27 protein-coding genes are annotated in these 24012 nt (G+C 61.3%); 13 read left to right on the plus strand and 14 right to left on the minus strand.

The window, feature by feature from the left end:
* From E2F50_RS08430 to E2F50_RS08440, 3 genes are all read right to left on the minus strand, one after another.
* Positions 1–429, minus strand: a complete 429-nt coding sequence (locus E2F50_RS08430) for a DUF2155 domain-containing protein (protein ID WP_425375371.1) — start codon at positions 427–429, stop codon at positions 1–3.
* A gap of 67 nt (positions 430–496) precedes the next feature.
* Positions 497–895 (minus strand): NADH:ubiquinone oxidoreductase subunit NDUFA12, encoded by a 399-nt coding sequence (locus E2F50_RS08435; protein WP_133315696.1) that lies wholly within the window; start codon positions 893–895, stop codon positions 497–499.
* 99 nt (positions 896–994) lie between these two features.
* Complete coding sequence (locus E2F50_RS08440; protein WP_133315697.1) at positions 995–1459, minus strand: GNAT family N-acetyltransferase; 465 nt, start codon at positions 1457–1459, stop codon at positions 995–997.
* Positions 1460–1549: 90 nt separating this feature from the next.
* Here E2F50_RS08440 and E2F50_RS08445 point away from each other — a divergent pair, with 90 nt between their 5' ends.
* Positions 1550–1957 carry a hypothetical protein gene (locus tag E2F50_RS08445; RefSeq protein WP_133315698.1) on the plus strand — a complete coding sequence of 136 codons (408 nt, stop codon included), beginning with the start codon at positions 1550–1552 and terminating at the stop codon, positions 1955–1957.
* Here the strand turns inward: E2F50_RS08445 and E2F50_RS08450 are convergent, their stop codons facing one another.
* The 6 genes from E2F50_RS08450 to E2F50_RS08475 form a co-directional block, all read right to left on the minus strand.
* Positions 1958–2464: a GNAT family N-acetyltransferase gene (locus E2F50_RS08450; protein ID WP_133315699.1), complete on the minus strand. Its 507-nt coding sequence runs from the start codon at positions 2462–2464 to the stop codon at positions 1958–1960.
* A gap of 6 nt (positions 2465–2470) precedes the next feature.
* A complete protein-coding gene (gene gatB, locus E2F50_RS08455) occupies positions 2471–3976 on the minus strand; it encodes an Asp-tRNA(Asn)/Glu-tRNA(Gln) amidotransferase subunit GatB (protein WP_133315700.1) in 1506 nt (501 codons plus the stop codon).
* Between the two features lie 89 nt (positions 3977–4065).
* Positions 4066–4575: a GNAT family N-acetyltransferase gene (locus tag E2F50_RS08460; protein ID WP_133315701.1), complete on the minus strand. Its 510-nt coding sequence runs from the start codon at positions 4573–4575 to the stop codon at positions 4066–4068.
* A 379-nt stretch (positions 4576–4954) separates the two neighbouring features.
* Positions 4955–6436, minus strand: coding sequence for an Asp-tRNA(Asn)/Glu-tRNA(Gln) amidotransferase subunit GatA (gene gatA, locus E2F50_RS08465; protein WP_133315702.1), 1482 nt, complete (start codon positions 6434–6436; stop codon positions 4955–4957).
* A gap of 60 nt (positions 6437–6496) precedes the next feature.
* On the minus strand, positions 6497–6784 hold the full coding sequence (gatC, locus tag E2F50_RS08470; RefSeq protein ID WP_133315703.1) for an Asp-tRNA(Asn)/Glu-tRNA(Gln) amidotransferase subunit GatC: 288 nt from the start codon (positions 6782–6784) through the stop codon (positions 6497–6499).
* A gap of 116 nt (positions 6785–6900) precedes the next feature.
* A complete protein-coding gene (locus E2F50_RS08475) occupies positions 6901–7605 on the minus strand; it encodes a metal-dependent hydrolase (protein ID WP_133315704.1) in 705 nt (234 codons plus the stop codon).
* A gap of 115 nt (positions 7606–7720) precedes the next feature.
* Here E2F50_RS08475 and ruvX point away from each other — a divergent pair, with 115 nt between their 5' ends.
* The gene (gene ruvX / locus E2F50_RS08480; protein WP_133315705.1) at positions 7721–8227 is read left to right on the plus strand and encodes a Holliday junction resolvase RuvX; all 507 of its coding nucleotides are present in this window, start codon (positions 7721–7723) and stop codon (positions 8225–8227) included.
* Here the strand turns inward: ruvX and E2F50_RS08485 are convergent.
* From E2F50_RS08485 to E2F50_RS08495, 4 genes are all read right to left on the minus strand, one after another.
* Entirely contained in the window at positions 8203–8499 is a 297-nt protein-coding gene (locus E2F50_RS08485) for a DUF6105 family protein (protein ID WP_133315706.1), read from the minus strand. The genes ruvX and E2F50_RS08485 overlap by 25 nt on opposite strands.
* The gene (locus E2F50_RS23195) at positions 8496–8666 is read right to left on the minus strand and encodes a hypothetical protein (RefSeq protein WP_202615431.1); all 171 of its coding nucleotides are present in this window, start codon (positions 8664–8666) and stop codon (positions 8496–8498) included. The genes E2F50_RS08485 and E2F50_RS23195 overlap by 4 nt, the downstream gene beginning before the upstream one ends.
* 123 nt (positions 8667–8789) lie before the next feature.
* Positions 8790–9434 (minus strand): TetR/AcrR family transcriptional regulator, encoded by a 645-nt coding sequence (locus E2F50_RS08490; protein WP_133315707.1) that lies wholly within the window; start codon positions 9432–9434, stop codon positions 8790–8792.
* Between the two features lie 162 nt (positions 9435–9596).
* Positions 9597–11249, minus strand: coding sequence for an acyl-CoA dehydrogenase family protein (locus E2F50_RS08495; protein ID WP_133315708.1), 1653 nt, complete (start codon positions 11247–11249; stop codon positions 9597–9599).
* Positions 11250–11407: 158 nt separating this feature from the next.
* Between E2F50_RS08495 and E2F50_RS08500 the strand changes: the two genes are divergently transcribed.
* From E2F50_RS08500 to dprA, 6 genes are all read left to right on the plus strand, one after another.
* Positions 11408–11668: a ribbon-helix-helix domain-containing protein gene (locus tag E2F50_RS08500; protein WP_133315709.1), complete on the plus strand. Its 261-nt coding sequence runs from the start codon at positions 11408–11410 to the stop codon at positions 11666–11668.
* Between the two features lie 5 nt (positions 11669–11673).
* On the plus strand, positions 11674–11988 hold the full coding sequence (locus E2F50_RS08505; RefSeq protein WP_133315710.1) for a type II toxin-antitoxin system RelE/ParE family toxin: 315 nt from the start codon (positions 11674–11676) through the stop codon (positions 11986–11988).
* 74 nt (positions 11989–12062) lie between these two features.
* Complete coding sequence (locus tag E2F50_RS08510; RefSeq protein ID WP_133315711.1) at positions 12063–13004, plus strand: aspartate carbamoyltransferase catalytic subunit; 942 nt, start codon at positions 12063–12065, stop codon at positions 13002–13004.
* Entirely contained in the window at positions 13001–14317 is a 1317-nt protein-coding gene (locus tag E2F50_RS08515) for a dihydroorotase (protein WP_133315712.1), read from the plus strand. The genes E2F50_RS08510 and E2F50_RS08515 overlap by 4 nt, the downstream gene beginning before the upstream one ends.
* The gene (gene plsY, locus E2F50_RS08520) at positions 14265–14927 is read left to right on the plus strand and encodes a glycerol-3-phosphate 1-O-acyltransferase PlsY (protein ID WP_133315713.1); all 663 of its coding nucleotides are present in this window, start codon (positions 14265–14267) and stop codon (positions 14925–14927) included. The genes E2F50_RS08515 and plsY overlap by 53 nt, the downstream gene beginning before the upstream one ends.
* A gap of 13 nt (positions 14928–14940) precedes the next feature.
* A complete protein-coding gene (gene dprA, locus E2F50_RS08525; RefSeq protein ID WP_133315714.1) occupies positions 14941–16086 on the plus strand; it encodes a DNA-processing protein DprA in 1146 nt (381 codons plus the stop codon).
* Here the strand turns inward: dprA and E2F50_RS08530 are convergent.
* The gene (locus E2F50_RS08530; protein ID WP_133315715.1) at positions 16039–16272 is read right to left on the minus strand and encodes a hypothetical protein; all 234 of its coding nucleotides are present in this window, start codon (positions 16270–16272) and stop codon (positions 16039–16041) included. The genes dprA and E2F50_RS08530 overlap by 48 nt on opposite strands.
* Positions 16273–16518: 246 nt before the next feature.
* Between E2F50_RS08530 and topA the strand changes: the two genes are divergently transcribed.
* The 5 genes from topA to E2F50_RS08555 all read left to right on the plus strand — a co-directional run bounded on the left by topA (position 16519) and on the right by E2F50_RS08555 (position 23931).
* On the plus strand, positions 16519–19227 hold the full coding sequence (gene topA, locus E2F50_RS08535) for a type I DNA topoisomerase (protein ID WP_133315716.1): 2709 nt from the start codon (positions 16519–16521) through the stop codon (positions 19225–19227).
* On the plus strand, positions 19224–21590 hold the full coding sequence (rnr, locus tag E2F50_RS08540; protein ID WP_133315717.1) for a ribonuclease R: 2367 nt from the start codon (positions 19224–19226) through the stop codon (positions 21588–21590). Before topA ends, rnr begins: the two co-directional genes overlap by 4 nt.
* Positions 21591–21592: 2 nt before the next feature.
* A complete protein-coding gene (locus E2F50_RS08545; protein WP_133315718.1) occupies positions 21593–22045 on the plus strand; it encodes a DUF983 domain-containing protein in 453 nt (150 codons plus the stop codon).
* A gap of 65 nt (positions 22046–22110) precedes the next feature.
* Complete coding sequence (locus E2F50_RS08550; RefSeq protein ID WP_161974103.1) at positions 22111–22737, plus strand: NUDIX domain-containing protein; 627 nt, start codon at positions 22111–22113, stop codon at positions 22735–22737.
* Between the two features lie 9 nt (positions 22738–22746).
* Positions 22747–23931 carry an MFS transporter gene (locus E2F50_RS08555; protein WP_133315720.1) on the plus strand — a complete coding sequence of 395 codons (1185 nt, stop codon included), beginning with the start codon at positions 22747–22749 and terminating at the stop codon, positions 23929–23931.
* The last annotated feature ends 81 nt before the right edge of the window (positions 23932–24012 follow it).

The following is a 24012-nucleotide window of genomic DNA, read 5'->3' on the forward strand; positions in this document are numbered from 1 at the left end:
TCAGTTCGTGACATTGGGCGCTGGAACATCCGACTGCTGCTTGCAGCCGGTCAGCCATACGTCATAGATCGCGTGCTCGACGGCATTGAGACCGGGACTGTCGGCGAACATCCAGCCGGAAAACACGCGGCGGATCTTGCGGTCGAGCGTGATCTCATCCACTTCCACGAAAGCGTCGATCTTCTGGGCTTCCGTATCGTCACGAGAATAGCAAACTTTCGGCGTCACCTGCAGCGCGCCATACTGCACGGTCTCGTTGACATAGACGTCGAAGGTGGTGATCCGGCCAGTAATCTTGTCGATCCCGGCAAAGACGGCGACTGGATTGGAAAGCCGCGCTGCAGAAACCCCGCCCGCCGACAGAGCCGGTACAACCGTAAGCATGGCGCCCAGCACCGTCCTGCGTAATAAGCGCATGTTTCGTGTCATTGTCCGTTCCGGTCCCGGTCGCATGGCTTCGTCGAGCACTAGAGGTCGATTATGGCCAAAACAGGTGTCAGTTACCGGGCGTCCAGGCGTCGTAATCGCCCGTCACTCTCGGGCGCTCGCCGGCGCCGGCCATGGAGCCTTTCGGCCGATAGGCTTCCGGCGTGCCGGTCATGTTCGGACGGTGCGGCTTCTGCCATTCCCGAGCCTGGTAGTCTTCCTGCGAAGGCGCAACATCGGTGCGGTAGTGCATCCAGCCGTGCCAGCCCGATGCAATAGCGGAGGCCTCGGCGTAATCCTTGTAGATTACCCAACGCTTCGGCTTGCCCCAACTCGTCATCGGGCCTTCGTAATACACGTTGCCGAATTCGTCCTCGCCCACCTTCTTGCCATGACGCCAGGTGAAGAAGCGCGTACCAAGCGTTTGTCCATTCCACCAGGTGAAGACTTGCAGCAGGAGGTTTTTCATGAGTTTTCCGTCGGCTTGACAAACAAATCCGGCCATCGATTGGCTGATCCGCTTATGCCGCTTGCGAAGGGTCATGTCCAGTGTTTCTGAAGCATGCACTCACTTGAGCTTCATCTTGAAGCCGTAATGGCTCTTGGCAAAGCCGAGCCGCTCATAGAAGCGATGCGCGTCGGTTCGAGCCGTGTTGGACGAGAGCTGCACCAGCCTGCAATCACGATGCTTGGCTTCCTCGATGGCATGCGCGATCATCTGACCGCCTATCCCGCGGCCGCGCATGTCCGCCCTCGTCTGGACGGCTTCTATGATCATCGAGAGCGATCCCCTGCCCGTCAGCGTCCGGCTGAAGAGAAGCTGAAAGGTGCCAACGAGATCGTCCCCGATCTCCGCCACAAAAAGGTGCTCGTTCTGTGAGGCGTCTATGGCCTGGAAGGCGCGCAGGTAGTCGCCATGGGCCTGCTCGTCAGTCGTGTCACCATGCCCACCCAACTCGTCAGAGGCAAAGAGCGCGATCAGTGCCGGAAGATCCGCTTCCCGCGCCCGGCGTATGATGAGGCTTTCGGTCATCTGTTTTCCTTTCATCCGGGAATCGGCAATGATGAAGGTCTGTAGCTTAGGAGGATTGCAGCATTGTCACAGACACCAGGGAGGATTTTAATGACGCTCGCGCTGGCTGTCTGGCCGATGGCGGCCTCGGCGGAGGGCCGCGGCGCGGTCGGATTTTCCCAGGCGCCGGAGATGAGCAGCGGCGTCTGCTTTGCCGCGTCGATCCGCAAGGCGCTCGACTGCGCCAGGAAGAAATGCATCAAGGGAGGCGGCACAGCCCAGGACTGCCTTGAAACCACCGCCTGTTTCCCAGCTGGCTGGAGCATCGACATCTTCGCCCAGTCCAAGGAAGGCCCGCACTGGCACGAGACTTTCTGCGGCTTCGACAGCAAGGAAACGGCGATCCAGGCCTCCCGGTCCGTCTGCAGCGACAAGCGGCGCCAGGATCTGATGGAATGCAGCCTGGTGATGATCTACGACGAAGACGGCAAGACATTCGAGCCGCCGGCCGGTAAATGATCAGACGAGGGCCAGCCGCTTTTCCATGATCACGGCGGGCAGGCCGGAATTGGGAGCACCCCATTCTTCCATCCGGTCCACTTCGACAAAGCCGAGCCGCTGGTAGAAAGACTGCGCGCGGATATTGGGCAGGGCCACCTCGACGCGCACGATTTCCGCATCCGGGAAGCAGCCCTCCAGTTCCGCAAAAATATCGCGCCCAACGCCTTCGTTCTGGCAGGAGGGCCTGACGTAAAGCTGATGCAGCATCGCCGTCTTGGCCATTTTCGGATACATGGCGGCAAACCCCATGCCGCCGATATCCTTGCCGCTGTCGGCCACGATATATTCACCGCCCTTGCGACCAATGCGTTCTTTAATGGCGGAAGGCGAATTCCAGGAGCGCAGTAGTTTGTCCACCGCTTCCACCCCGTAAATGGCGTCATAACTGGAGTGCCAAGTTTCGATCAGGAGCTTGTGCACCTGATCGACGTCCCTGGGGCCGGCCGTGCGGACGAAGTAGACCATCCGGTCTTACTCCTCTTCGATGCCGAGCTTCGCCTTCACCAGCGCCTGGACAGCCTGCGGATTGGCCTTGCCACCGGTCGACTTCATCACTTGGCCGACGAACCAGCCGGCCAGCGTCGGCTTGGCCTTCACCTTGGCGACCTGGTCAGGGTTGGCGGCGATGATTTCGTCGACAGCCTTTTCGATCGCGCCGGTATCGGTCACCTGCTTCATGCCTCGGCTCTCGACGATCTCCGTCGGGTCGCCGCCCTCGGTGAGGACGATTTCGAACAGGTCTTTGGCGATCTTGCCGGAAATGGTTTCCGCCTTGATGAGGTCGATGATGCCACCGAGCTGAGCGGGCGAAACCGGAGTCTCTTCAATATCTTTGCCCAGTCTGTTCAAGGCGCCCAGAAGATCGTTGATAACCCAGTTCGCCGCAGTCTTGCCATCGCGTCCCTCTGCGACCGCCTCAAAATAGTCAGCGATCGCCTTTTCGGAAACGAGCACGGAGGCATCGTAAACCGATAGGCCGAGCTCGGACACGAAGCGGGCCTTCTTCTCGTCGGGCAGTTCGGTCAGGTCGGCCCGCAAGGCGTCGATGAACGCGTCGTCGAATTCTAGCGGCAGCAGATCGGGATCGGGAAAATACCGATAGTCATGCGCATCTTCCTTGGAGCGCATGGAGCGCGTCTCGCCCTTGCCCGGATCAAAGAGGCGGGTTTCCTGGTCGATGGAGCCGCCATCCTCGAGGATGGCGATCTGCCGGCGTGCCTCATATTCGATCGCCAGGCCGATGAAGCGGATGGAGTTGACGTTCTTGATCTCGCAACGGGTGCCAAAACCTTCGCCCGGGCGGCGCACCGAAACGTTGACGTCGGCACGCATCGAACCCTCGTCCATGTTGCCGTCGCAGGTGCCGAGATAGCGCACGATCGAGCGCAGCTTGGTCATATAGGCCTTGGCTTCGTCGGAGGAGCGCATATCGGGCTTCGACACGATTTCCATCAGCGCCACGCCGGAACGGTTCAGGTCCACATAGGACATGGTCGGATGCTGGTCGTGCATCGACTTTCCGGCATCCTGTTCCAGGTGCAGCCGCTCGATGCCGATCTCGAAATCCTCGAAGTGGCCCTGGCGATCGGGGCCGAGCGAGATGACGATCTTGCCCTCGCCGACGATCGGATCCTTGAACTGAGAGATCTGATAGCCCTGCGGCAGGTCCGGATAGAAATAGTTCTTGCGGTCGAAAAGCGAGCGCTTGTTGATCTGCGCCTTGAGTCCAAGGCCGGTGCGCACCGCCTGCTTGATGCATTCCTCGTTGATCACGGGAAGCATGCCGGGCATGGCCGCATCGACGAGCGAAACGTTGGAATTGGCAGGCTTGCCGAATTCGGTGGAAGCGCCGGAAAACAGTTTGGACCTGGACAGGACCTGGGCGTGCACTTCCATGCCGATGATCACTTCCCAATCGCCTGTGGCACCGGGAATCATGCGTTTCGGATCGGGCGTGCGGACGTCGACAAGGGTCATCTGATGCTCGTGAAATAGTCTCGGTTAAGAATTCTGGAGGTAGAGCAAATGGCGCCATGGTGCAAGCGTAACCGGTGGCTCGCAGGCGCTCAGAAGTTCGGACCATAGGTGTCGCGCTCTTCTTCAACCAGACGCTTCAACAGGCCTACGGACTGGACGTCGCGGTCGATCTTCGGGGCATAGGCGACCGTCAGCCAGTTGACCGCATAGCCGTGCTTTTCGAAGAAACCCACGGCTTCGACATTGCGGGCATGGGTTTCGACGCGTGCCACCTCAAAGCCCTGGTGAACGATCTCCACCTCGACCTCCTTCAGAAGCGCGGCGCCAAGGCCCTGCCCCTGGTATTGAGGATCGATCCAGAAATCGGAGATCAGTTCGTCGAACTTTTCCCGTGCCGCCCAGCCGGCCACCGCCCCATGCTGTTCGAGTGCCGTGATGGTCAGCCAGGAAGAGCTGGTGAAGTTGCGGAAGGCTTGCCAGGCACTGTCGCGCATGTCGGTCATTTCGCCGATCGAGGTCATGGCCTTTTCCCAGGCCCTGAAACCCACCTCTGCGAGGACATCTGCCTCGTCTTCCCGCGCATTGCGAATGGTGACCATGTCTTCCCCTGCGTCGGAGGCAGTTAAGCACCGGGCGCCGCTTTTGGCGAGTCCCAGATCTTGGGTGGTCGAGGAGGTCTGGTTCCAGTCTGACGTGGAGAGGCAGAGACACTGCGCTTAAGCTCAGGTCGGGATATCGAGCCCGATACGGCGTTCACGTCAAGCTCAATTTCATTGACCCGATGATAAACTGTGTAATAAGGCAGCCTTACAATGGACAATTCTCGAGTTCCTGCGACACGGCCGGCGCTTCGCAGCAAGAAAAGCGTTCCAGCATGGCGATCGCCTGCAACAGACGAGCAACCACACGTCGCGCTGCCTCCGCACCACCCTTGGCCATGTAGTTGAAGATACCCTGCCTACTAGCGTAGCCCTTGCCTCACCACCACTTGCTCGGGGTGAATCTTCCGGCTGCCTGTTCGATGACATACGCCGTCTTGAACAGCGTTTCCTCCTCGAACGGCTTGCCGATCAGCTGCAGGCCGAGCGGCAGACCCTTGGCGTCCAAACCAGCCGGAACGGCAATGCCCGGCAGGCCGGCCATGTTCACCGTCACCGTAAAAATGTCGTTGAGGTACATTTTCACCGGATCGGCGGCGAGATCCTGATCGGCGATGCCGAAGGCGGAAGACGGCGTTGCCGGCGTCAGGATGGCGTCGACGCCCGCATCGAAGACGAGCTCGAAGTCGCGCTTGATCAGCGTGCGGACCTTCTGCGCCTGCAGGTAATAGGCGTCGTAATAGCCGGCGGAGAGAACATAGGTGCCGATCATGATGCGGCGCTTGACCTCCGTGCCGAAGCCGGCCGCACGGGTCTTCTCGTACATGTCGGCAATGTCCTTGCCGTCAACGCGCAGACCGTAGCGGACGCCGTCATAGCGGGCGAGATTAGACGAGGCTTCCGCCGGCGCAACGATGTAATAGGCCGGCAGGGCGTATTTCGTGTGCGGCAGGGTGATGTCGACGATCTCGGCCCCGGCATCCTTCAGCCAGGCGATGCCTTGGCTCCACAGCTTCTCGATCTCGTCCGGCATGCCGTCGACCCGGTACTCCTTTGGAATGCCTATGCGCATGCCCTTCAGCGACTGGCCGAGCGCGGCTTCGTAATCCGGCACCGGCAGATCGACGGATGTCGTGTCCTTGGCATCGACCGAGGCCATAGACTTCAGCATGATGGCAGCGTCGCGCACGTCGCGAGCGATCGGGCCGGCCTGGTCGAGCGAAGACGCGAAGGCGACCGTTCCCCAGCGCGAGCAGCGGCCATAGGTGGGCTTGATGCCGACCGTGCCGGTGAAGGCGCCAGGCTGGCGGATCGAGCCGCCGGTATCGGTCGCGGTGGCAGCGGCGCAGAGATGTGCGGCAACGGCCGCCGCAGAACCGCCGGAAGAACCGCCAGGAACTAGTTGCTGGTTTGAACCCTGGGCCTTCCAAGGGTTGACGACCGCGCCGTAATGGGAAGTCTCGTTGGAAGAGCCCATGGCGAACTCGTCCATGTTGAGCTTGCCGAGCATGACCGCGCCGTCGTCCCAAAGGTTCTGGGTGACGGTGGATTCGTATTTCGGCTTGAAGCCGTCGAGGATGTGGCTGCAGGCCTGGGTATGGACGTCGTGGGTGGCGAACAGATCCTTGATGCCGAGCGGAATGCCTTCCAGCGCACCGGCGGCGCCTCCTGCCCGTCGCTTGTCGGAAGTTTTTGCCATGTCGAGTGCCTTTTCAGGCGTCACGGCGATATAGGCGTTGAAGACCTGGTTGGCCGCTTCGATCGCGTTGAGATAGGCCTGGGTCAGCTCGACCGAGGTAAATTCCTTCGCCGTCAGCTTTTCGCGGGCTTCGGCAATGGTGAGGCTGGTGAGTTCGGTCATGGGCTCTTCGGAATGTTCGAATGCGTGGAAAGATCGGTGAGGCAGCTCTGAGGAGTGCGTTTACTCGACGACCTTCGGCACCAGGAAAAAGTCGTGGTCGGTGACAGGCGCGTTCGCCACCACGTCGGCGGCCTTGTCGCCATCGGTCACCTCGTCGCGGCGCTTGCGCATCGTCATCGGCGTGACCGAGGTCATCGGTTCGATGCCGGTGACGTCCACTTCCGAAAGCTGCTCGACAAAACCGAGGATACCGTTCAATTCGCCCACCATGCGATTGGCCTCGTCCTCGGTAACCGCAATGCGGGCGAGGCGCGCGACGCGCTTAACGGTGGCGAGATCGACGGACATGGCATTCTCCGAGGGAATAGGACTTCTTCCCCCGCTATAATGGCCATGCCCGCCCTTCGCAACAGGGTTGCGCGCCTCATTTGGTTGCGAGGCGCGCGGCTGGACCGGCAGGAATGTCAGTAGCTGAGCGTCGTGCCGGCTGCCGGCGTCTCGACGCGGGTCTTCAAACCTTCCATGCCCTTGACGAACTTGTCCGGCGTCTGGTCGATGATCGGGAAAGTGCCATAGTGGCAGGGGATAACGTGCTTGAAGTCGAAGAAGCGCTGGCAGGCGAGCGCGGCCACGGCACCGCCCATGGTGAAGCGGTCACCGATCGGGACGATACCGATATCCGGCTGATGCAGCTCGTTGGTCAGGCCCATATCGGTGAAGATGTCCGTATCGCCCATATGCAGCACGGACATGTCGTCGTCGAAGTGCATCATCAAGCCATTTGCGCTTCCGAGGGAGTGGGCGACGCCCATTTCGTCCACCTGGCCGGAAGAATGCAGCGCCTGCGTGAAGGTTGCCGTGAAGCCGTCGAACGAGATCGTGCCGCCGGTATTACCCATTTCCAGCTTCTCCACGCCCTTGCTCCCGAGCCAGGAGGCCAGATCCGCATTGGCAAGCACGACTGCGCCCTTTTCCTTGGCAATCTCCACCGTATCGCCGACATGGTCACCATGGCCGTGGGTCAGCAGGATATGGGTGACACCTTCGACAGCATCCTTCCGGTCGAGGCCGGCAAAGCTCGCATTATGAGTCAGGAACGGGTCGATAAGAATTTTTGCTTTGGCCGTTTCAATACGGAAAGCGGCATGGCCGAGCCAGGTGATCTTCATGAAAGTCTCCCTCGATGGGTGATGTAAAACGCGCCGGGAATGCTAAAGACGTGTTCGCGCCGGCCGAAAAAGCAAGCCGGCTTGAGCGAAGTCCAGCGATCGAGATGTATACCGGATGCCTGTTCTGACAATAGAAGAACTTGCGACAGTCCTGGAGCCGGGCCAGGCACTTGCCGGCCTCGACCTTGGAACCAAGACGATTGGGCTTGCCATGTCGGATATCGGTCGTCGCTTCGCTTCGCCGCGGCCGGTCATCAAGCGCATCAAGTTCGGAAAGGATGCCGAAGTCCTGCTCGCCTTTGCCGCGAAGGAGAAGGTCGCCGCTTTCGTTATCGGCCTGCCGATCAACATGGACGGATCATCCGGGCCACGTGTCCAGGCAACCCGTGCCTTCGTGCGCTCGATGGGGGAGAAGACCGCCCTCCCCTTCGTCTTCTGGGACGAGAGGCTGTCAACAGTCGCGGCCGAGCGGGTTCTTCTTGAGATGGACGTTTCGCGGGCCAAACGGGCGGATCGGATCGATTCGGCAGCCGCCAGCTTCATCCTTCAGGGTGCGCTGGACCGGCTTACTGCAATGGTCTCCATGGAAGCCAGTCCTCAGGAAGCCGGCTCGGACAATTGATGGCGCCGGCGCCACCAGGCTGCGATTTCTCTTCGCTTGCGGAATGCGATGATCGAGAAGACGATCAGGCTGTCAAAGGCAATGGCCCGGGCCACGAGAGGCGGAATGGTTTCCGGAGGTATTCCCAAAATGCCGCCATAGATCTGGAAGACCAGATCATGGGTCTGGCGGGTAAGCATGAAGAAGCCGAAGCTCATGTCATAGTAGGAGAGCCCGTACCAGCTGATTAACAAGGCAACCGGACCAGCCCATAATATCAGGAACCACTTCATGCGGCCTCCTCTTTGAGGTCCGCGGGAACAAACTCCAGCGATACCACCCACCTCGAGATCGCCATCAGGCTCAGCACCACTGCGGGAACTGAGATGTTGAGCGCCAACACGGCAAACATTGTCGTCATGACGATCAGCAATGCATGGTCTTTGATCAGAGTTCCCATCTCGAGGCGATCCGGCGTTATCTGGTTAACAAGACGTTAATCCAGAACTTAGACCTCAGCGGCATTCCCGCAACCCAAACCGGGTGGCATGGTTAATTTCGGCGCAGGCTGTGGAAAACCTGATTAGCCGTAGATGGCGCGCACAAGGCGCCGCACCGCCGCGGCTACCTTGTCCCAATCCTTCTCCGCCCGCAGGCTTATGCCGGCAAACTGGCCGCTGACCGTCGCTGAAAGAACGAGATGCTGGATGGCCGCAAACAACAGGGCGTTGGTGGTCGCCGCATCGACGCCTTTGGGCGGAGCAAGCGTGCCGCGCATCCGGTCGAGCCATTTGGAGAGGGCCTTGGTGCGGGCTTCGGCAAGGCGGCGCACCTGCGGCGTGTCTTTGGAGACTTCCCAGGCGACGATCTTGCAGACCAGCGGATCGTCCCTCAGCGCCTCCATGAAAAGGATTGCCAGGCGCTCCATCAGGTCGCCATAGGTCAACAGGAAGGCGCCGCCGGTGTCTTCGGGAATCCTGTCCTGGACCCAGGTACCGAGGTCGGCGCCGATGGCCTCGATCAAACCGTCGAGGCCTCCGTAATAGCGATAGATGAGCTGCTTGTCGCAGCCGGCCCGCCGGGCGACCGCATTGATGCCGAAGCCCTGAAACCCTTGCTCGGCCAGAAGGTCGCGAGCCGCCAAATAAATGGCCCGCTCGGTGCCGGCGCGGTTCTTTGCTCTGACCACCGCTCCGTCCTGTGTCGTAATATCCGCCGTTTGAAGCATGGCCCGCCTGAATCGCTTGATCTGTTCGGATTCGGCGATAGGGCCGGGCTTGCTTGGCGGCAAGCGGCTTTACAGGCCATGCACAGGATACGGGCTACCTTGGGCCGGAAATCAACCGGCAGCGGTTTCTCTGTCGGTCTTGTCGGCAGTGACGCCCTGAGATCAGTTGACCGGCGGATAAAGCAGATCGACAATGTAGCGGGCGTCGAATCGGGCATCCAGCATGCCGTAGGTGGAGCGCCAGCCGCCCGCCAGGCGTGTTTCCAGAAAGGCATCGGCGATCTTGCCGGCACCCAGCCGGAAGAGTTCCGAAGCCGCTGCCGCCAGCGCGAGTTGCTCGACCAGCAGCCTTGCCGCACCTTCATCGGTTTCGCATAGTGCCATTGCCGCGCGAAGAACCTCGACCGTCTTCTTGCCGGCGGGGCCGAGATCCCGCTCGAAGCCGGCAAGCACCGTCTCGAACAGGTCGCGGCCGCGCGACAGCACCCGCAGCACGTCGAGCGCCATGACATTTCCCGACCCTTCCCATATCGCGTTGACGGGCGCCTCGCGATAATGCCGGGCGATGGGACGTTCCTCCACATAGCCATTGCCGCCGATGCACTCCATGGCCTCGTAGATCAGCGACGGGGCGATCTTGCAGTTCCAGTATTTGACGACCGGCGTCATGACCCGCGCAAAGGCGGCATCGGCCGAATTGCCGCCAGCCCGGTCGAAGGCATCCGCCAAACGGAATGCCAATGCCGTCGCGGCCGCCACGTCCAGCGCCATGTCGGCCAGCACACGCGTCATCAGGGGCTGATCGATCAGCTTCTTGCCAAACACGCTGCGTCCGCGCGTATGGTGGACCGCTTCGGCCAGCGAAGCGCGCATCATTCCGGCCGAAGCCAGGGCGCAATCCAGCCGCGTCAGCGTCACCATATCGAGAATGGTGCGGATGCCGCCGCCCGATTCGCCGAGCAGATATCCAAAGGCATCGGTGAATTCGACCTCGGAGGACGCGTTGGACCGGTTGCCGATCTTGTCCTTCAGGCGCTGAAACTGAAGCCCATTGGCGGATCCGTCCTCCAGCAGCCTGGGAACAAGAAAACAGCCCATGCCTTCTGCGGTCTTCGCCAGCATCACGAAGCCGTCGCTCATCGGTGCTGACATGAACCATTTGTGGCCGGACAGACGGTAAACGCCTTCGCCAACCCGTTCGGCTGTGGACCGGTTTGCGCGAACGTCGGTACCGCCTTGCTTTTCCGTCATGCCCATGCCGAGCGTCACAGCATTCTTCTGCAGCGCCGGCCGGTTGGTGGAGTCGTATTTGCGCGACAGGATCTTCGGCGCCCACTCTTTTTGGACGCGCGGCGATGCCATCAAGGCAGCAAGCGATGCGCTGGTCATCGTCAGCGGGCAAAGGTGTCCGCATTCCAGCTGCGCGGTGAGATAGAAGCGTGTGGCACGGGCCTTGTGTTCGCGCCCCTTGGCCTCCGGAATAGTCTCCCAGATGGAGGAATGCAGGCCTGTCTGCATCGACCGGCGCGTCAGCGCATGCCATGCAGGGTGGAATTCCACCACATCGATCCGTTCGCCCCGCGGTCCATGCGTCCTGAGCTTCGGCGGGCTCTCATTGGCCATCCGCGCCAGTTCCTGGGCTTCCGGGGACGTGACGTAGCTGCCGAGCTGATCGTATTCGTCGCGAATCGCGCGGTGCAATTCCCCGGTCAGATCGACGACCAGCGGATCCGACCGATAGGCGTTGATACCGGACCAGAGCTTCGGCTGGTTGAGATCGGCAAATTTTTCTTCGTCGCGGGACATGTCGTTCATGAAGCGGTTCTAGCGGAAGTTACAGGAGGTGGAAACGGCACCCCTTCATGAAATCCGGCGTTCTCAAAAAAAGTGGAGGAGCCAACAGAAGGGGCCGGTGGCATTTGCGAAAACCATGCCTTTATCGTAGGATCGAAATCTCTACGAGAAGGCCGATCATGGGCGACCGACGACTGAACATCACGCTTCCCGATGAAGCCGCCGAAGCCATCGCGGCACGGGTGGCCTCCGGTCATTATGCCTCTGAAGATGAGGCCATTCTGGCCGCTATTCGCGCCCTCCTACGCGAAGAAGATGAGCATCGCCTCGATGTGATCCGGCGGCGAATGGAGAGATCATTGGAAGATCCTCGTCCTAATCTGAGGAGCGATGAGGTCCGCAGCCATCTGGACGCACTTTACATCCGCCACAAAGGCTAAACGGCGTGGAGCGCCTGCTGGTTGAGTACCGACCGGACGCGGTGACTGACATCGAAGCCATCTTTCTCTATGTTCTGGAGGCGAGCGGGAACTTTGGCACAGCACGCGATTACACGGACAGAATTTATGAACGTTGCGAAAGCATTGGCAATGTGCCCAAGGGCGGAACCCCGCGTCCCGATCTCGGCGAGGGCATCCGCGTCGTACCCTTCGAAAGAAGGGCAGTAATCCTTTACCGGCTAAATGGCGAAGCAATCGAAATCATCAATGTATTTTATCGCGGTAGGGACTACGCGGCGATCTTCGAAAACAAGCAGTGAGATAAGGCATCCTGCGCTTGCAGCCCTCCCCGCTAGACCTTATAGACCGCCGAACCCAAGCGGAGACGCGACTTATGGTCTTCTTCCCCCACCGCCACCTTCTCGGCATCAAGGGCCTTACCGAACAGGATATTTCCTACCTTCTCGACAAGGCCGACGAGGCCGTGAAGATTTCCCGGCAGCGCGAAAAGAAGACCTCTACGCTGCGTGGCCTCACCCAAATCAACCTGTTCTTTGAGGCCTCGACCCGCACCCAGTCCTCGTTCGAACTGGCAGGCAAACGGCTCGGCGCCGACGTCATGAACATGTCGGTCGGCAATTCCTCTGTCAAAAAAGGCGAGACGCTGATCGACACGGCGATGACGCTTAATGCCATGCGGCCGGACGTGCTGGTGCTGCGTCATTCCTCGGCCGGTGCCGCAGCCCTGCTCGCGCAGAAGGTTGCCTGCTCGGTGGTCAATGCCGGCGACGGCCAGCACGAGCATCCGACCCAGGCCCTTCTCGACGCCCTCACCATCCGCCGCGCCAAGGGCAAGTTGTCGCGCATTATCGTCGCCATCTGCGGCGACGTTCTACATTCGCGCGTCGCCCGCTCCAATATACTGCTTCTCAATGCCATGGGTGCGCGGGTGCGCGTCGTGGCACCTTCCACATTGCTGCCCTCCGGCATCCGGGACATGGGTGTCGAGGTCTTTCACTCGATGGAGGAAGGTTTGAACGACGCCGATGTGGTGATGATGCTGCGCCTGCAGCGCGAGCGCATGGCCGGCGCCTTCGTCCCCTCCGTGCGGGAATATTTCAGCTTCTACGGCCTCGATGCGGAAAAGCTGAAAGCGGCCAAGGAAGACGCGCTCGTCATGCATCCGGGCCCGATGAACCGCGGTGTCGAGATTGCCTCGGAGGTCGCGGATGGGCCGCAAAGCGTGATCGAACAACAGGTGGAAATGGGTGTGGCTGTGCGCATGGCGGTCATGGAAACGCTGCTGGTCTCGCAGAACCAGGGAGAGCGCGCATGAATGCGACCAACCCGACCGTCCTCCAGAACCTGCGCATCATCGATCCGTCGCGCAATCTCGACGAGATCGGCACCATCGTCATCGGCGCTGACGGGCGGATCCTTGCCGCCGGCAGCGGCGCCCAGAACCAGGGCGCTCCGGAAGGCGCAATTGTTAAAGATTGTTCCGGTCTCGTTGCCACGCCGGGCCTGGTCGATGCGCGCGTTCATGTGGGCGAGCCGGGCGGCGAACACCGCGAAACCATCGAATCGGCGAGCCGCGCTGCGGCAGCCGGCGGCATCACCTCCTTTATCATGATGCCCGACACCGATCCGGTCCTCGACGACATCGCCTTGATCGAATTCGTCCAGAAGACGGCCCGCGACAAGGCGGTGGTCAACGTCCATCCCGCCGCGGCCCTGACCAAAGGGCTTGCCGGCAAGGAGATGACCGAAATCGGCTTACTGCAGCGATCCGGCGCGGTTGCCTTCACCAATGGTCGCCGCGGCCTATCCGACACGCTGCTGCTGCGTCGCGCCATGACCTATGCGCGCGAGTTCGACGCGGTCGTGTCGCTCGAACCGCGCGAGAACTATCTCGGCAACGGGGTGATGAACGAGGGCCTGTTTGCCAGCTGGCTCGGCCTGTCCGGCGTTCCAAGAGAGGCGGAAATCATCCCGCTGGAGCGTGACCTGCGGATCGCCGCACTAACGGGCGCCAAATATCATGCGGCGCAGATTTCTGTGGTCGATTCGGCTGAAGCCATCCGCCTTGCTCGGCGCCGCGGCGCCAGGGCCACATGCGGGGTTTCGATCAACCATCTGTCGCTCAACGAAAACGACATCGGCGAATACCGAACCTTCTTCAAGCTGTCGCCGCCGCTTCGCTCGGAAGAGGACCGGATCGCCATGGCGGATGCGCTGGCCGACGGCACCATCGATATCATCGTATCCTCGCACGACCCGCAGGACGTCGATACAAAGCGGCTGCCATTCGGCGACGCGGAGGATGGTGCAATTGGACTGGAAACCATGCTGGCCGCGGCGCTGCGTCTTCACCATAGCGGTCGGGTGCCGCTGATGCGCCTGATCGACGCCATATCGACCCGGCCGGCCGAGATCTTCGGTCTCGAAGCCGGCACGCTGAAGCCCGGCGCCAAGGCGGATATCACGCTCATTGATCTCGATGAGCCTTGGATCGTTTCCAAGGATATGATTGTCTCCCGCTCAAAGAACACGCCGTTCGAAGATGCCCGCTTCTCCGGTCGCGCCGTTGCGACCTATGTTGCAGGCCAATGCGTGTTTTCACTTCCAGAGGGGGCGCCACGTGGATGAGCTTTTCAGCTGGCAGATCACACTGCCGATCGCCCTGGGGGCAATCGTCTTCGGTTATCTGTTGGGATCGATCCCCTTCGGCCTGATCCTCACCCGATCGGCAGGCCTTGGTGATATCCGCTCGATCGGCTCGGGCAATATCGGCGCCACCAATGTCTTGAGGACCGGCAACAAGAAGCTGGCCGCGGCCACCTTGCTGCTGGATGCCTTGAAGGCAACCGCAGCAGCGCTGATCGGCTGGTATGCGTTTGGGCCGGACGCTGGACTGCTTGCGGGTTTTGCTGCCTTCCTCGGCCATCTTTATCCGGTGTGGCTCGGCTTCAAGGGCGGCAAGGGTGTCGCCACCTATATCGGCACCCTTCTTGGCGTCGCCCCCTGGATGGTGCTGGTCTTTGCTGCAATCTGGCTCGGCGTCGCCAAGATCAGCAAATATTCCTCGCTCTCCGCCCTGGTTGCAACCCTTGTCATCCCGGTTGTGCTGTGGTTCTTAGGTGAGCCGAAGATCGCGCTGGTTATGGCGGTCATGACCATGATCTCCTGGTGGAAGCACGAGGCCAACATCAGGCGGCTGATCGCCGGCACCGAAAGCAGGATCGGCCAAAAGGGATAGACCGGGGGACTGAATGCCGGAGGGCAGCGCAAGGCGAGCAGGAATTGCGCTGACCGAGAGGCAAAGGATCGCCTGGCTGAGGCTGATCCGTTCCGACAATGTCGGCCCCGCCACCTTTCGAGATCTCATCAATCACTGCGGTTCGGCGGAAAACGCGCTGGCCATGCTGCCGGAACTTTCCCGGCGCGGGGGCGCATCGCGCACCATCCGAATTGCAACGGTGCAGGAAGCGGAACGCGAACTGGAGGCAGCCGAGCGGCATGGCGCCCGCTTCATCGGCATCGGCGAGCCGGACTACCCGCCCGCCTTGCGGCAGATCGACGGCGCGCCGCCGCTGCTTGCGGCAAAAGGCGACCTCGTAGCGGCCACCCGTCCTTCCATCGGCATCGTCGGCTCGCGCAATGCCTCGATTTCCGGGGCCAAGTTCGCAGCCATGATTGCCCGCGACGGCGGTCGCGCCGGCTACACGATCACCTCCGGCCTTGCCCGCGGCATCGACACCGCCGCGCATCGGGCCAGTCTCGACACGGGCACGATCGCCGTCCTGGCAGGCGGCCTCGACCAGCCCTACCCGCCCGAAAACATTCCGCTCCTCAAGGAGATCACCGACGGCACCGGTCTGGCCGTCAGCGAAATGCCATTCGGGTGGGAGCCGCGGGCGCGCGACTTTCCGCGGCGCAATCGCCTTATTGCCGGCGTTTCCCTCGGCGTGGTCGTCGTCGAAGCCGCGGAGCGATCGGGCTCTCTTATTACCGCTCGGCTCGCCACCGACTTTGGTCGTCTTGTTTTTGCCGTTCCCGGTTCGCCGCTCGACCCGCGCTGCCACGGCACCAACGGTCTCTTGAAGCAAGGCGCCATCGTCACCACCGGATCGGCCGATGTCATTGAGGCGCTCGCGCCGCTTTCGCAACTCGAGCTCTTCGGGGATCAGGTCGTCGAGGAGCCGGAAAGGCTGGGTAGCGACATCCTGCCGCCGGACGATGATGACCGTGCTGTGATCGTGTCGGCCCTTGGACCGACGCCCGTGGATGTCGACGATATCCTGCGACACACGGGCTTGCCTGCCGCCACTGTTTATCTCGTCCTCCTGGAACTCGATTTGGCCGGCAGACTACACCGGCATGCCGGTGGGCTTGTCTCGCTCGCGATGGAAGACTGATCGGGGCCGGCGGCCGGTCTGAACGTCACCCGCTTCCACATAAGCCATCTCGATCAGATAACACAGCATGTCAGCCCCCTCTCCCACAGCGACTTGGCGGAGCTCTGCAAGCATCTGGCGGATGTAGGCAATATTTTCCTTTGTAGCTTCCTCGCGGCGCGGCTTCGTGTCGCTCAACGGGCCCATTTTACGTTCCTGTCAAAAGAGGGATACAGAAGTCCATATTAATTCACTTTCAACCATAAAAGTGACAATATCTCCTTTATCACAGATTGCAACTGATTATGCCTAATCTTCAAGTTGCATGCCGTTGCGGCGCTAATTTGACGTGGCCTCTTGACCGCGGGTCAAACGGCCTCCATGTCGGGAGGTCAAGATTTCTGCTCCCGAACTGCTTGTTTCGGAGCAAAGCCTCTATTGCAGAGAAGCAAGATGAATGTTGTCGTTGTAGAATCTCCAGCCAAAGCCAAGACGATCAATAAGTATCTCGGCTCTGGCTACAAGGTTCTCGCCTCGTTTGGCCATGTGCGCGATCTTCCGGCCAAGGATGGTTCCGTACTGCCCGACCAGGACTTCGAAATGTTGTGGGAAGTCGATAGCGCCTCCCAAAAGCGCATGAAGGATATCGCCGACGCCCTGAAGGGCTCGGACGGCCTGTTCCTCGCGACCGACCCGGATCGCGAAGGTGAAGCGATTTCCTGGCACGTGCTGGATTTGTTGAAGAAGAAGAAGCTGATCGGCGACAAGCCGGTCAAGCGCGTCGTCTTCAACGCGATCACCAAAAAGGCCGTGCTCGATGCAATGGCCAATCCGCGCGATATCGACGTGCCGCTCGTGGATGCCTATCTCGCCCGCCGTGCGCTCGACTATCTGGTCGGGTTCAACCTCTCGCCGGTGTTGTGGCGCAAGCTGCCGGGCGCCCGCTCGGCCGGCCGCGTACAGTCGGTGGCGCTGCGGCTGGTCTGCGACCGCGAATCGGAAATCGAACGCTTCGTTTCGGAAGAATACTGGAACCTCTCCGCCCTGCTTCGCACACCGCGTGGCGATGAGTTCGAAGCGCGGCTGGTATCGGCCGATGGCAAGCGCCTGCAGGCGCGGTCGGTCAAGAATGGCGAAGACGCCACCCGTCTGAAGACACTGCTCGAGGGTGCGGCCTATGCGGTCGATACCGTCGAAGCAAAACCGGTTAAGCGCAATCCCGGGCCGCCCTTCACTACCTCCACCTTGCAGCAGGCGGCCTCTTCCAATCTGGGCTTCAATGCGTCGCGCACTATGCAGGTGGCGCAGAAGCTGTACGAAGGCGTCGATATCGGTGGGGAAACCGTCGGTCTTATTACCTATATGCGAACCGACGGCGTACAGATGGCGCCGGAAGCGATCGAGGCTGCGCGCGCCGCCATCGTCGACCAGTTCGGCAACCGCTACCTTCCGGAAAAGCCCCGCTTCTATTCCACCAAGGCAAAGAACGCCCAGGAAGCGCACGAAGCGATCCGCCCGACGGACTTCAACCGCACGCCCGACCAGGTTCGCCGTTATCTCGATGCGGATCAGGTCCGGCTTTACGAGCTGATCTGGAAGCGCGGCATAGCCAGCCAAATGGCCTCGGCGGAAATCGAGCGGACGACGGTCGAGATTCTCGCTGACAACAAGGGTGAAAAAGCGGGCTTGCGTGCAGTTGGCTCGGTTGTCCGCTTCGACGGCTTCCTCGGCGCCTATGTGGACCAGCGCGAGGAAGGCGAAAAACGCGACGACGACGATGAGGATGGCCGCCTTCCCGAGATCAACGCGCGCGAAAAACTGGACAAGCGGAAAGTCGACGCGAGCCAGCATTTTACCGAACCGCCACCACGCTATTCGGAAGCGTCGCTGATCAAGAAGATGGAAGAGCTCGGCATCGGTCGCCCTTCCACCTATGCCGCTACGCTGAAAACGCTGAGCGACCGCGATTACGTGACTGTCGACAAGCGTAGGCTCGTGCCGCAGGCCAAGGGACGGTTGGTCACCGCCTTTCTCGAGAGCTTCTTCACAAAGTACGTGGAATATGATTTCACGGCCGATCTCGAAGAAAAGCTCGACCGGATTTCCGCCGGCGAACTGGACTGGAAGCAGGTGCTTCGCGAGTTCTGGCAGGATTTCTTCGGGCAGATCGAAGACACAAAGGAATTGCGAGTCACCAACGTGCTGGATGCCCTGAACGAGGCACTGGCGCCGCTCGTGTTTCCTAAGCGGGAAGACGGCAGCGATCCGCGCATCTGTCAGGTTTGCGGCACCGGCAACCTGTCCCTCAAATTGGGCAAGTACGGCGCCTTCGTTGGCTGCTCCAATTATCCCGATTGTAACTTCACCCGGCAACTCTCGTCGGAGGGCGGTGCGGAGGCGGAAGCTTCCGGCCTGAACGAGCCGAAGGAGCTCGGCGCCGATCCGCATACGGGCGAGCAACTGACCGTGCGTTCAGGCCGATTCGGCCCCTATGTCCAGCGCGGCGAAGGCAAGGAAGCGAAGCGCTCCTCGCTGCCGAAGGGCTGGAAGGTGGAGGACATCGACCATGAAAAGGCACTGGCGCTGATCAACTTGCCGCGCGATGTCGGCAAGCATCCGGAAAGCGGCAAGATGATCTCGGCCGGGCTTGGCCGCTACGGGCCATTCCTGCTTCACGATGGCTCCTATGCCAACCTGGAGACGATAGAGGACGTATTCTCGATCGGCCTCAACCGCGCTGTGACCGTGCTTGCGGAAAAGCAGAGCAAGGGTCCCGGTGGCGGACGTGGCACGCCCGCGGCATTGAAGGATCTCGGCGCCCATCCCGATGGTGGCTCGATCACCGTGCGCGACGGCAAATACGGGCCCTATGTGAACTGGGGCAAGATCAACGCCACCCTGCCCAAGGCTATGGATCCACAGCAAGTGACGATGGAACAAGCCCTCGCGCTTATTGTTGAAAAGGGCGGCAAGGCGTCTTCCGGCAAGGCCAAGCCAAAGAAAGCCGCCGCCAAGAGCAGCAGCGACAAGACGGCGGCGGCTCCCAAGGCCAAGGCGCCTGCGAAAGCCAAGGCTCCGGCCAAGGCCGCAGCAAAGGCACCGGCGAAGGCTAGTTCCACGGCCAAAAAGACCGCTCCCAAGGAGAAGAAGACAGGCACGTGAGAGAACCGCGCGATAGATCAAGAACTCCGGGCAGACGCTTAAACACAAGAAACGAAGGCAAAGACGGATCCGGCTCTGCCGACAAGCCGGTGATCATCCACGGGGCTATCCCGCCCCGCGACGTGCTGCTCGAATTCATTGCGGATAATCCGGATCGTGCCTCCAAGCGTGAGATCGCCAAGGCTTTCGGCCTGAAGGGCGAGACTCGGGTCGAGCTGAAGGATGTCCTGCGTGCGCTTGAAGACGAAGGTCTTCTGAAGAAGAGCCGCAAGTCCCTCACCCGTCCCGGCGCATTGCCGCCGGTCACCGTGCTCGACATCACCACCCGCGACAAGGAGGGAGACCTGATCGGTCGCCCGGCTGAATGGCCGGAGGACGCCGGTGCGGCTCCCGCCGTTCTGATACGCCAGTCGTCGCAGGACCGCGGCAAGGGCAAGGCGCCGGCAGCCGGGCTGAACGACCGCGTGCTCGCCAAGATCTTTGCCAACAAGGACAGGTCCGGCCCCGCCTATACCGCCCGCGTCATCAAGGTGATCGACCGACGGCAGAATTCCTCGCTCGGCGTCGTCAGGAAGCTCGCGGACGGTGAACTGCGCCTCCTGCCGATCGAGCGGCGCGGCGAGGAAATGGTCATCGAAGCCGAGGACATCGGCGAGGCCAAGGACGGCGATCTGGTGGAAACGGAGATCGTTCGCTCCGGCCGATACGGCCTGCAGCGTGCGCGCGTTCTGTCGGTGATCGGCTCGGTCGCATCCGAAAAGGCGATCTCGATGATCGCCATTTATGCGCATGGCATTCCGCACATCTTTCCGCAGGCGGTTCTGGACGCCGCCGAGGCGGCGGCGCCGGCTAGCATGTCGCAGCGCGAGGACTGGCGCGACGTACCACTCATCACCATCGATCCGGCCGATGCGAAGGACCACGACGACGCTGTCTATGCCGAAATGGACCCTTCGCCAGACAATCCGGAGGGCGTTATCGTTACCGTCGCCATTGCCGACGTCTCCTGGTACATCCGGCCGAAGTCGCCGCTCGATCGCGAAGCGCTGAAACGGGGCAATTCGGTTTATTTTCCCGACCGCGTCGTGCCCATGCTGCCGGAGCGGATTTCCAACGATCTCTGCTCGCTGCGCGAAGGGGAGGACCGCCCGGCGCTTGCGGTTCGCATGGTGTTTTCGAAGGAAGGCCGCAAGGCGAGCCATACATTCCACCGCGTCATGATGAAGAGTGCGGCAAAGCTTTCCTACCAGCAGGCGCAGGCCGCCATAGACGGCAGGCCGGATGACAAGGCCGGCCCACTGCTCGACCCGATCCTCAAGCCGCTCTGGCATGCCTATGGCATCCTGAAGCGTGGCCGCGAACGGCGCCAGCCGCTCGAGCTCGACATGCCGGAGCGCAAGATCGTGCTCAAGCCCGACGGCACTGTGGACCGCGTCTTCGTGCCGGAGCGCCTAGATGCTCACAAGCTCATCGAAGAAATGATGATCCAGGCCAATGTGGCCGCCGCTGAAACACTGGAAAAAAAGCGCCAGCCGCTCATCTACCGGGTCCACGACACGCCCTCGCTCGCCAAGCAGGAAACCCTGCGCGAGTTCTTGGCGACGCTGGGCATTCCCATGGCCAAGGGCGGCCAGATGCGGGCGAATTCATTCAACGGCATTCTTGCCAAGGCAGAGGATACGCCGCACCAGGTCATGGTCAACGAAATGGTGCTGCGGTCCCAGAGCCAGGCCATCTACAGCCCGGACAATATCGGCCATTTCGGCCTCAACCTGATGAGATATGCCCATTTCACCTCGCCGATCCGTCGCTATGCGGATCTGATCGTCCACCGGGCGCTCGTCGGCTCGCTGGGCCTCGGCGAAGGCGGCATCACCCCGGACGAGGAGGCGCAGCTCGAGGACATCGCCGCCGAAATCTCCACCTTCGAGCGTCGCGCCATGGCCGCGGAGCGCGATACGGTCAACCGCCTGGTCGCCCACCACCTGAGCGCCCGGATCGGCGAAGATTTCGACGGGCGGGTGTCCGGAGTGACCAAGGCCGGGCTCTTTGTTTCGCTCCCCACTTATGCAGCCGACGGCTTCATTCCGATCTCGACTCTCGGCAACGACTACTTCATCTATGACGAGGCGCATCAGGCGCTTACCGGCGAAAAAACCGGGCTCGGTTACCAGATCGGCGACACGGTCGAGGTGCGCCTGGTGGAAGCCATTCCGCTTGCCGGCGCACTCCGCTTCGAGATGCTGAGCGAAGGCAAGAAACTGCCGGCCGGAACCCGCTCCTTCCACAAATCCGGACGCCGCGACCGCTCAACCGGGCGCGGCAAGCCCGGCACGCGGCCGCCGCGCGGCCGAGGGAGATAAGCATGGACGCGCAAAGCCACCAGCCCTCACAATTTGGCGGCCAGCAACAGGCTGAGCGGCCCTTAGGCCGTTCGATCAAGCGCGGCATGCTTGGCCGCTGTCCATCCTGCGGAACCGGCAAGCTGTTCCGCGCCTTCCTGAAGCCGGTCGATCAATGCGCCGTCTGCGGCGAGGAGATCCATCACCACCGCGCCGACGATCTGCCTGCCTATCTCGTCATCTTCGTGGTCGGACATGTGCTGATGGCAGGTTATGTGTCGAGCGCTTTGATGTTCGACATGTCTTCATGGATCCATCTTGCCATTTGGGCACCGCTTGCGGTGTTGGCGGCGCTTTTGACCATCCAGCCCATCAAGGGCGGTGTGATCGGGCTGCAATGGGCCTATAGGATGCACGGTTTCGGAGACCACGACGACGAAGCGACCGATCCCGGCCGGGGTGGACCGCTTGCATGATTGCGATCGGCGAGGACATTGCGCCGACCGCTCTCGACGCGGCGGCGAAGGTGCATGTCGCGGGCGTGAGGCCGCAAGATGCGGCGGCACTTCTCCTCATCGACCGCTCCCACGGTTACAGCCAGGTCCTCGTCGGACGGCGCGGCAGCGGCCATGTCTTCATGCCGGATGTCTACGTTTTTCCGGGCGGTCGTCGCGACCCGCGCGACCACGCCCTGCCCTTTGCGTCGGACCTTCATCCGCTTGTTCTTGACAAGCTCCTCGCCGACGCGCCTGCCGGCACGAATGCTGCGCGGGCTCGCGCACTGGCTCTTGCGGCGCTGCGGGAACTCGCAGAAGAAACCGGCATCGGCTTTTCTACCGGCCGCGCAGACCTGGCAAAGCTCCGCTATGTGGCGCGCGCGCGCGCCATAACGCCGCCCGGTCATATCCGGCGCTACGACACCCGGTTTTTCCTTGCCTTCGCCGATGAAACGGCCCTGGATCTTGCTGCCCTGCAGGATTCGGCAGAACTTCAGGACCTGCAATGGCTTGACATGCGCGTCGTTTCGGGTCTGAAACTCCCCCGCATCACCCAGACTGTGTTGGAAGACGTGAAGACCCTGCTCATAAGCGACCCATCTCTGCCGTTCGGGACCCCTGTGTCCTGTTATTCCATGCGTCATGGACGTTTCGTCCGCAGCCGACTGTAAGGTTTTTCGATGTCCCAGCCGACGCTTGACGCCAACGGGCATCCCGAGGAAATTCACTGGCCGTCGCTTTTCGCCGCCATTTCCGCCATCAGTGCCGTCGGCATCGCCATCGGCCTCGGTTTGCCGCTGCTCAGCATCATCCTCGAAAAGCGCGGCATCTCCTCGACCTTGATCGGGCTGAACTCGGCCATGGCCGGCATTGCCGCAATGGCCGCTGCGCCCATCACCACCAAACTCGCCCATCGCTTCGGCGTCGCTCCCACCATGCTTTGGGCTGTAGTCGTATCGGCCGTCTCGGCGCTGGGCTTCTATTATGCGCCGGCCTTCTGGATGTGGTTTCCGCTGCGCGTGGTTTTCCACGGCGGCATTACCACGCTCTTCATCCTGTCGGAATTCTGGATCAATGCGGCAGCCCCTCCCCGGCGCCGCGGTCTGGTGCTGGGCATCTATGCCACCGTGCTTTCGGTCGGCTTCGCCATCGGCCCGTTGATCTTTTCGGCAATCGGCAGCGAAGGCATTCTGCCTTTTCTCGTTGGCGCCGCGGCGATCCTCGTTGCAGCCATCCCGATCTATATTGCCCGCGACGAGAGCCCGGTTCTCGATGAAAAGCCGCAGCGGCATTTCCTGCGCTACATCTTTCTTGTGCCGACGGCCACGGTTGCGGTCTTCGTTTTCGGAGCCGTCGAGGCCGGTGGACTGTCGCTGTTTCCGATCTATGCAAGCCGGTCGGGCTTTTCCGAAGCACAGGCCGCACTTCTGCTGACGGTGATGGGCTTCGGCAACATGGCCTGCCAGATCCCGATCGGCATCTATTCCGACAAGCTGCGGGACCGGCGCCCGCTGCTGACTGCCATGGCAGTGACCGGATTGATCGGCGCGCTCGCTATTCCCTTTCTCGTCGAGAACTGGCTGCTGATGGCGGTCGTGCTGTTCTTCTGGGGAGGCTGCGTTTCCGGCCTTTATACAGTCGGGCTGGCGCATCTCGGCTCCCGACTCACCGGTTCCGACCTCGCGGCGGCCAATGCGGCCTTCGTCTTCTGCTACGCGATCGGAACCGTTGCCGGGCCGCAGGGCATAGGCGCGGCCATCGATTTGACTGGCAATGACGGATTTGCATGGGCGCTGGCGTTTTTCTTTGCCCTCTATGTGGCCGTTTCGATTGGACGTTTTGTTTTTGGCCCAAAACACAGTTGACTTTTCGGGCGCGATTTGTAATTTCGCGCCAGATTTCGCCGTGGACCGAGCGCGTCCGCGGCTTCATTTTTCTTAAAGGCA

Source organism: Rhizobium deserti (assembly GCF_004358025.1).
Taxonomy (GTDB): domain Bacteria; phylum Pseudomonadota; class Alphaproteobacteria; order Rhizobiales; family Rhizobiaceae; genus Neorhizobium; species Neorhizobium deserti.

Excerpts from the sequence above, each read along its gene's own strand:
- E2F50_RS08430 (WP_425375371.1), bottom strand. The coding sequence starts at position 429 with ATGACACGAAACATGCGCTTATTACGCAGGACGGTGCTGGGCGCCATG.
- E2F50_RS08435 (WP_133315696.1), bottom strand. The coding sequence starts at position 895 with ATGAAAAACCTCCTGCTGCAAGTCTTCACCTGGTGGAATGGACAAACG.
- E2F50_RS08440 (WP_133315697.1), bottom strand. The coding sequence starts at position 1,459 with ATGACCGAAAGCCTCATCATACGCCGGGCGCGGGAAGCGGATCTTCCG.
- E2F50_RS08445 (WP_133315698.1), top strand. The coding sequence starts at position 1,550 with ATGACGCTCGCGCTGGCTGTCTGGCCGATGGCGGCCTCGGCGGAGGGC.
- E2F50_RS08450 (WP_133315699.1), bottom strand. The coding sequence starts at position 2,464 with ATGGTCTACTTCGTCCGCACGGCCGGCCCCAGGGACGTCGATCAGGTG.
- gatB (WP_133315700.1), bottom strand. The coding sequence starts at position 3,976 with ATGACCCTTGTCGACGTCCGCACGCCCGATCCGAAACGCATGATTCCC.
- E2F50_RS08460 (WP_133315701.1), bottom strand. The coding sequence starts at position 4,575 with ATGGTCACCATTCGCAATGCGCGGGAAGACGAGGCAGATGTCCTCGCA.
- gatA (WP_133315702.1), bottom strand. The coding sequence starts at position 6,436 with ATGACCGAACTCACCAGCCTCACCATTGCCGAAGCCCGCGAAAAGCTG.
- gatC (WP_133315703.1), bottom strand. The coding sequence starts at position 6,784 with ATGTCCGTCGATCTCGCCACCGTTAAGCGCGTCGCGCGCCTCGCCCGC.
- E2F50_RS08475 (WP_133315704.1), bottom strand. The coding sequence starts at position 7,605 with ATGAAGATCACCTGGCTCGGCCATGCCGCTTTCCGTATTGAAACGGCC.
- ruvX (WP_133315705.1), top strand. The coding sequence starts at position 7,721 with ATGCCTGTTCTGACAATAGAAGAACTTGCGACAGTCCTGGAGCCGGGC.
- E2F50_RS08485 (WP_133315706.1), bottom strand. The coding sequence starts at position 8,499 with ATGAAGTGGTTCCTGATATTATGGGCTGGTCCGGTTGCCTTGTTAATC.
- E2F50_RS23195 (WP_202615431.1), bottom strand. The coding sequence starts at position 8,666 with ATGGGAACTCTGATCAAAGACCATGCATTGCTGATCGTCATGACGACA.
- E2F50_RS08490 (WP_133315707.1), bottom strand. The coding sequence starts at position 9,434 with ATGCTTCAAACGGCGGATATTACGACACAGGACGGAGCGGTGGTCAGA.
- E2F50_RS08495 (WP_133315708.1), bottom strand. The coding sequence starts at position 11,249 with ATGAACGACATGTCCCGCGACGAAGAAAAATTTGCCGATCTCAACCAG.
- E2F50_RS08500 (WP_133315709.1), top strand. The coding sequence starts at position 11,408 with ATGGGCGACCGACGACTGAACATCACGCTTCCCGATGAAGCCGCCGAA.
- E2F50_RS08510 (WP_133315711.1), top strand. The coding sequence starts at position 12,063 with ATGGTCTTCTTCCCCCACCGCCACCTTCTCGGCATCAAGGGCCTTACC.
- E2F50_RS08515 (WP_133315712.1), top strand. The coding sequence starts at position 13,001 with ATGAATGCGACCAACCCGACCGTCCTCCAGAACCTGCGCATCATCGAT.
- plsY (WP_133315713.1), top strand. The coding sequence starts at position 14,265 with ATGTTGCAGGCCAATGCGTGTTTTCACTTCCAGAGGGGGCGCCACGTG.
- dprA (WP_133315714.1), top strand. The coding sequence starts at position 14,941 with ATGCCGGAGGGCAGCGCAAGGCGAGCAGGAATTGCGCTGACCGAGAGG.
- E2F50_RS08530 (WP_133315715.1), bottom strand. The coding sequence starts at position 16,272 with ATGGGCCCGTTGAGCGACACGAAGCCGCGCCGCGAGGAAGCTACAAAG.
- topA (WP_133315716.1), top strand. The coding sequence starts at position 16,519 with ATGAATGTTGTCGTTGTAGAATCTCCAGCCAAAGCCAAGACGATCAAT.
- E2F50_RS08545 (WP_133315718.1), top strand. The coding sequence starts at position 21,593 with ATGGACGCGCAAAGCCACCAGCCCTCACAATTTGGCGGCCAGCAACAG.
- E2F50_RS08555 (WP_133315720.1), top strand. The coding sequence starts at position 22,747 with ATGTCCCAGCCGACGCTTGACGCCAACGGGCATCCCGAGGAAATTCAC.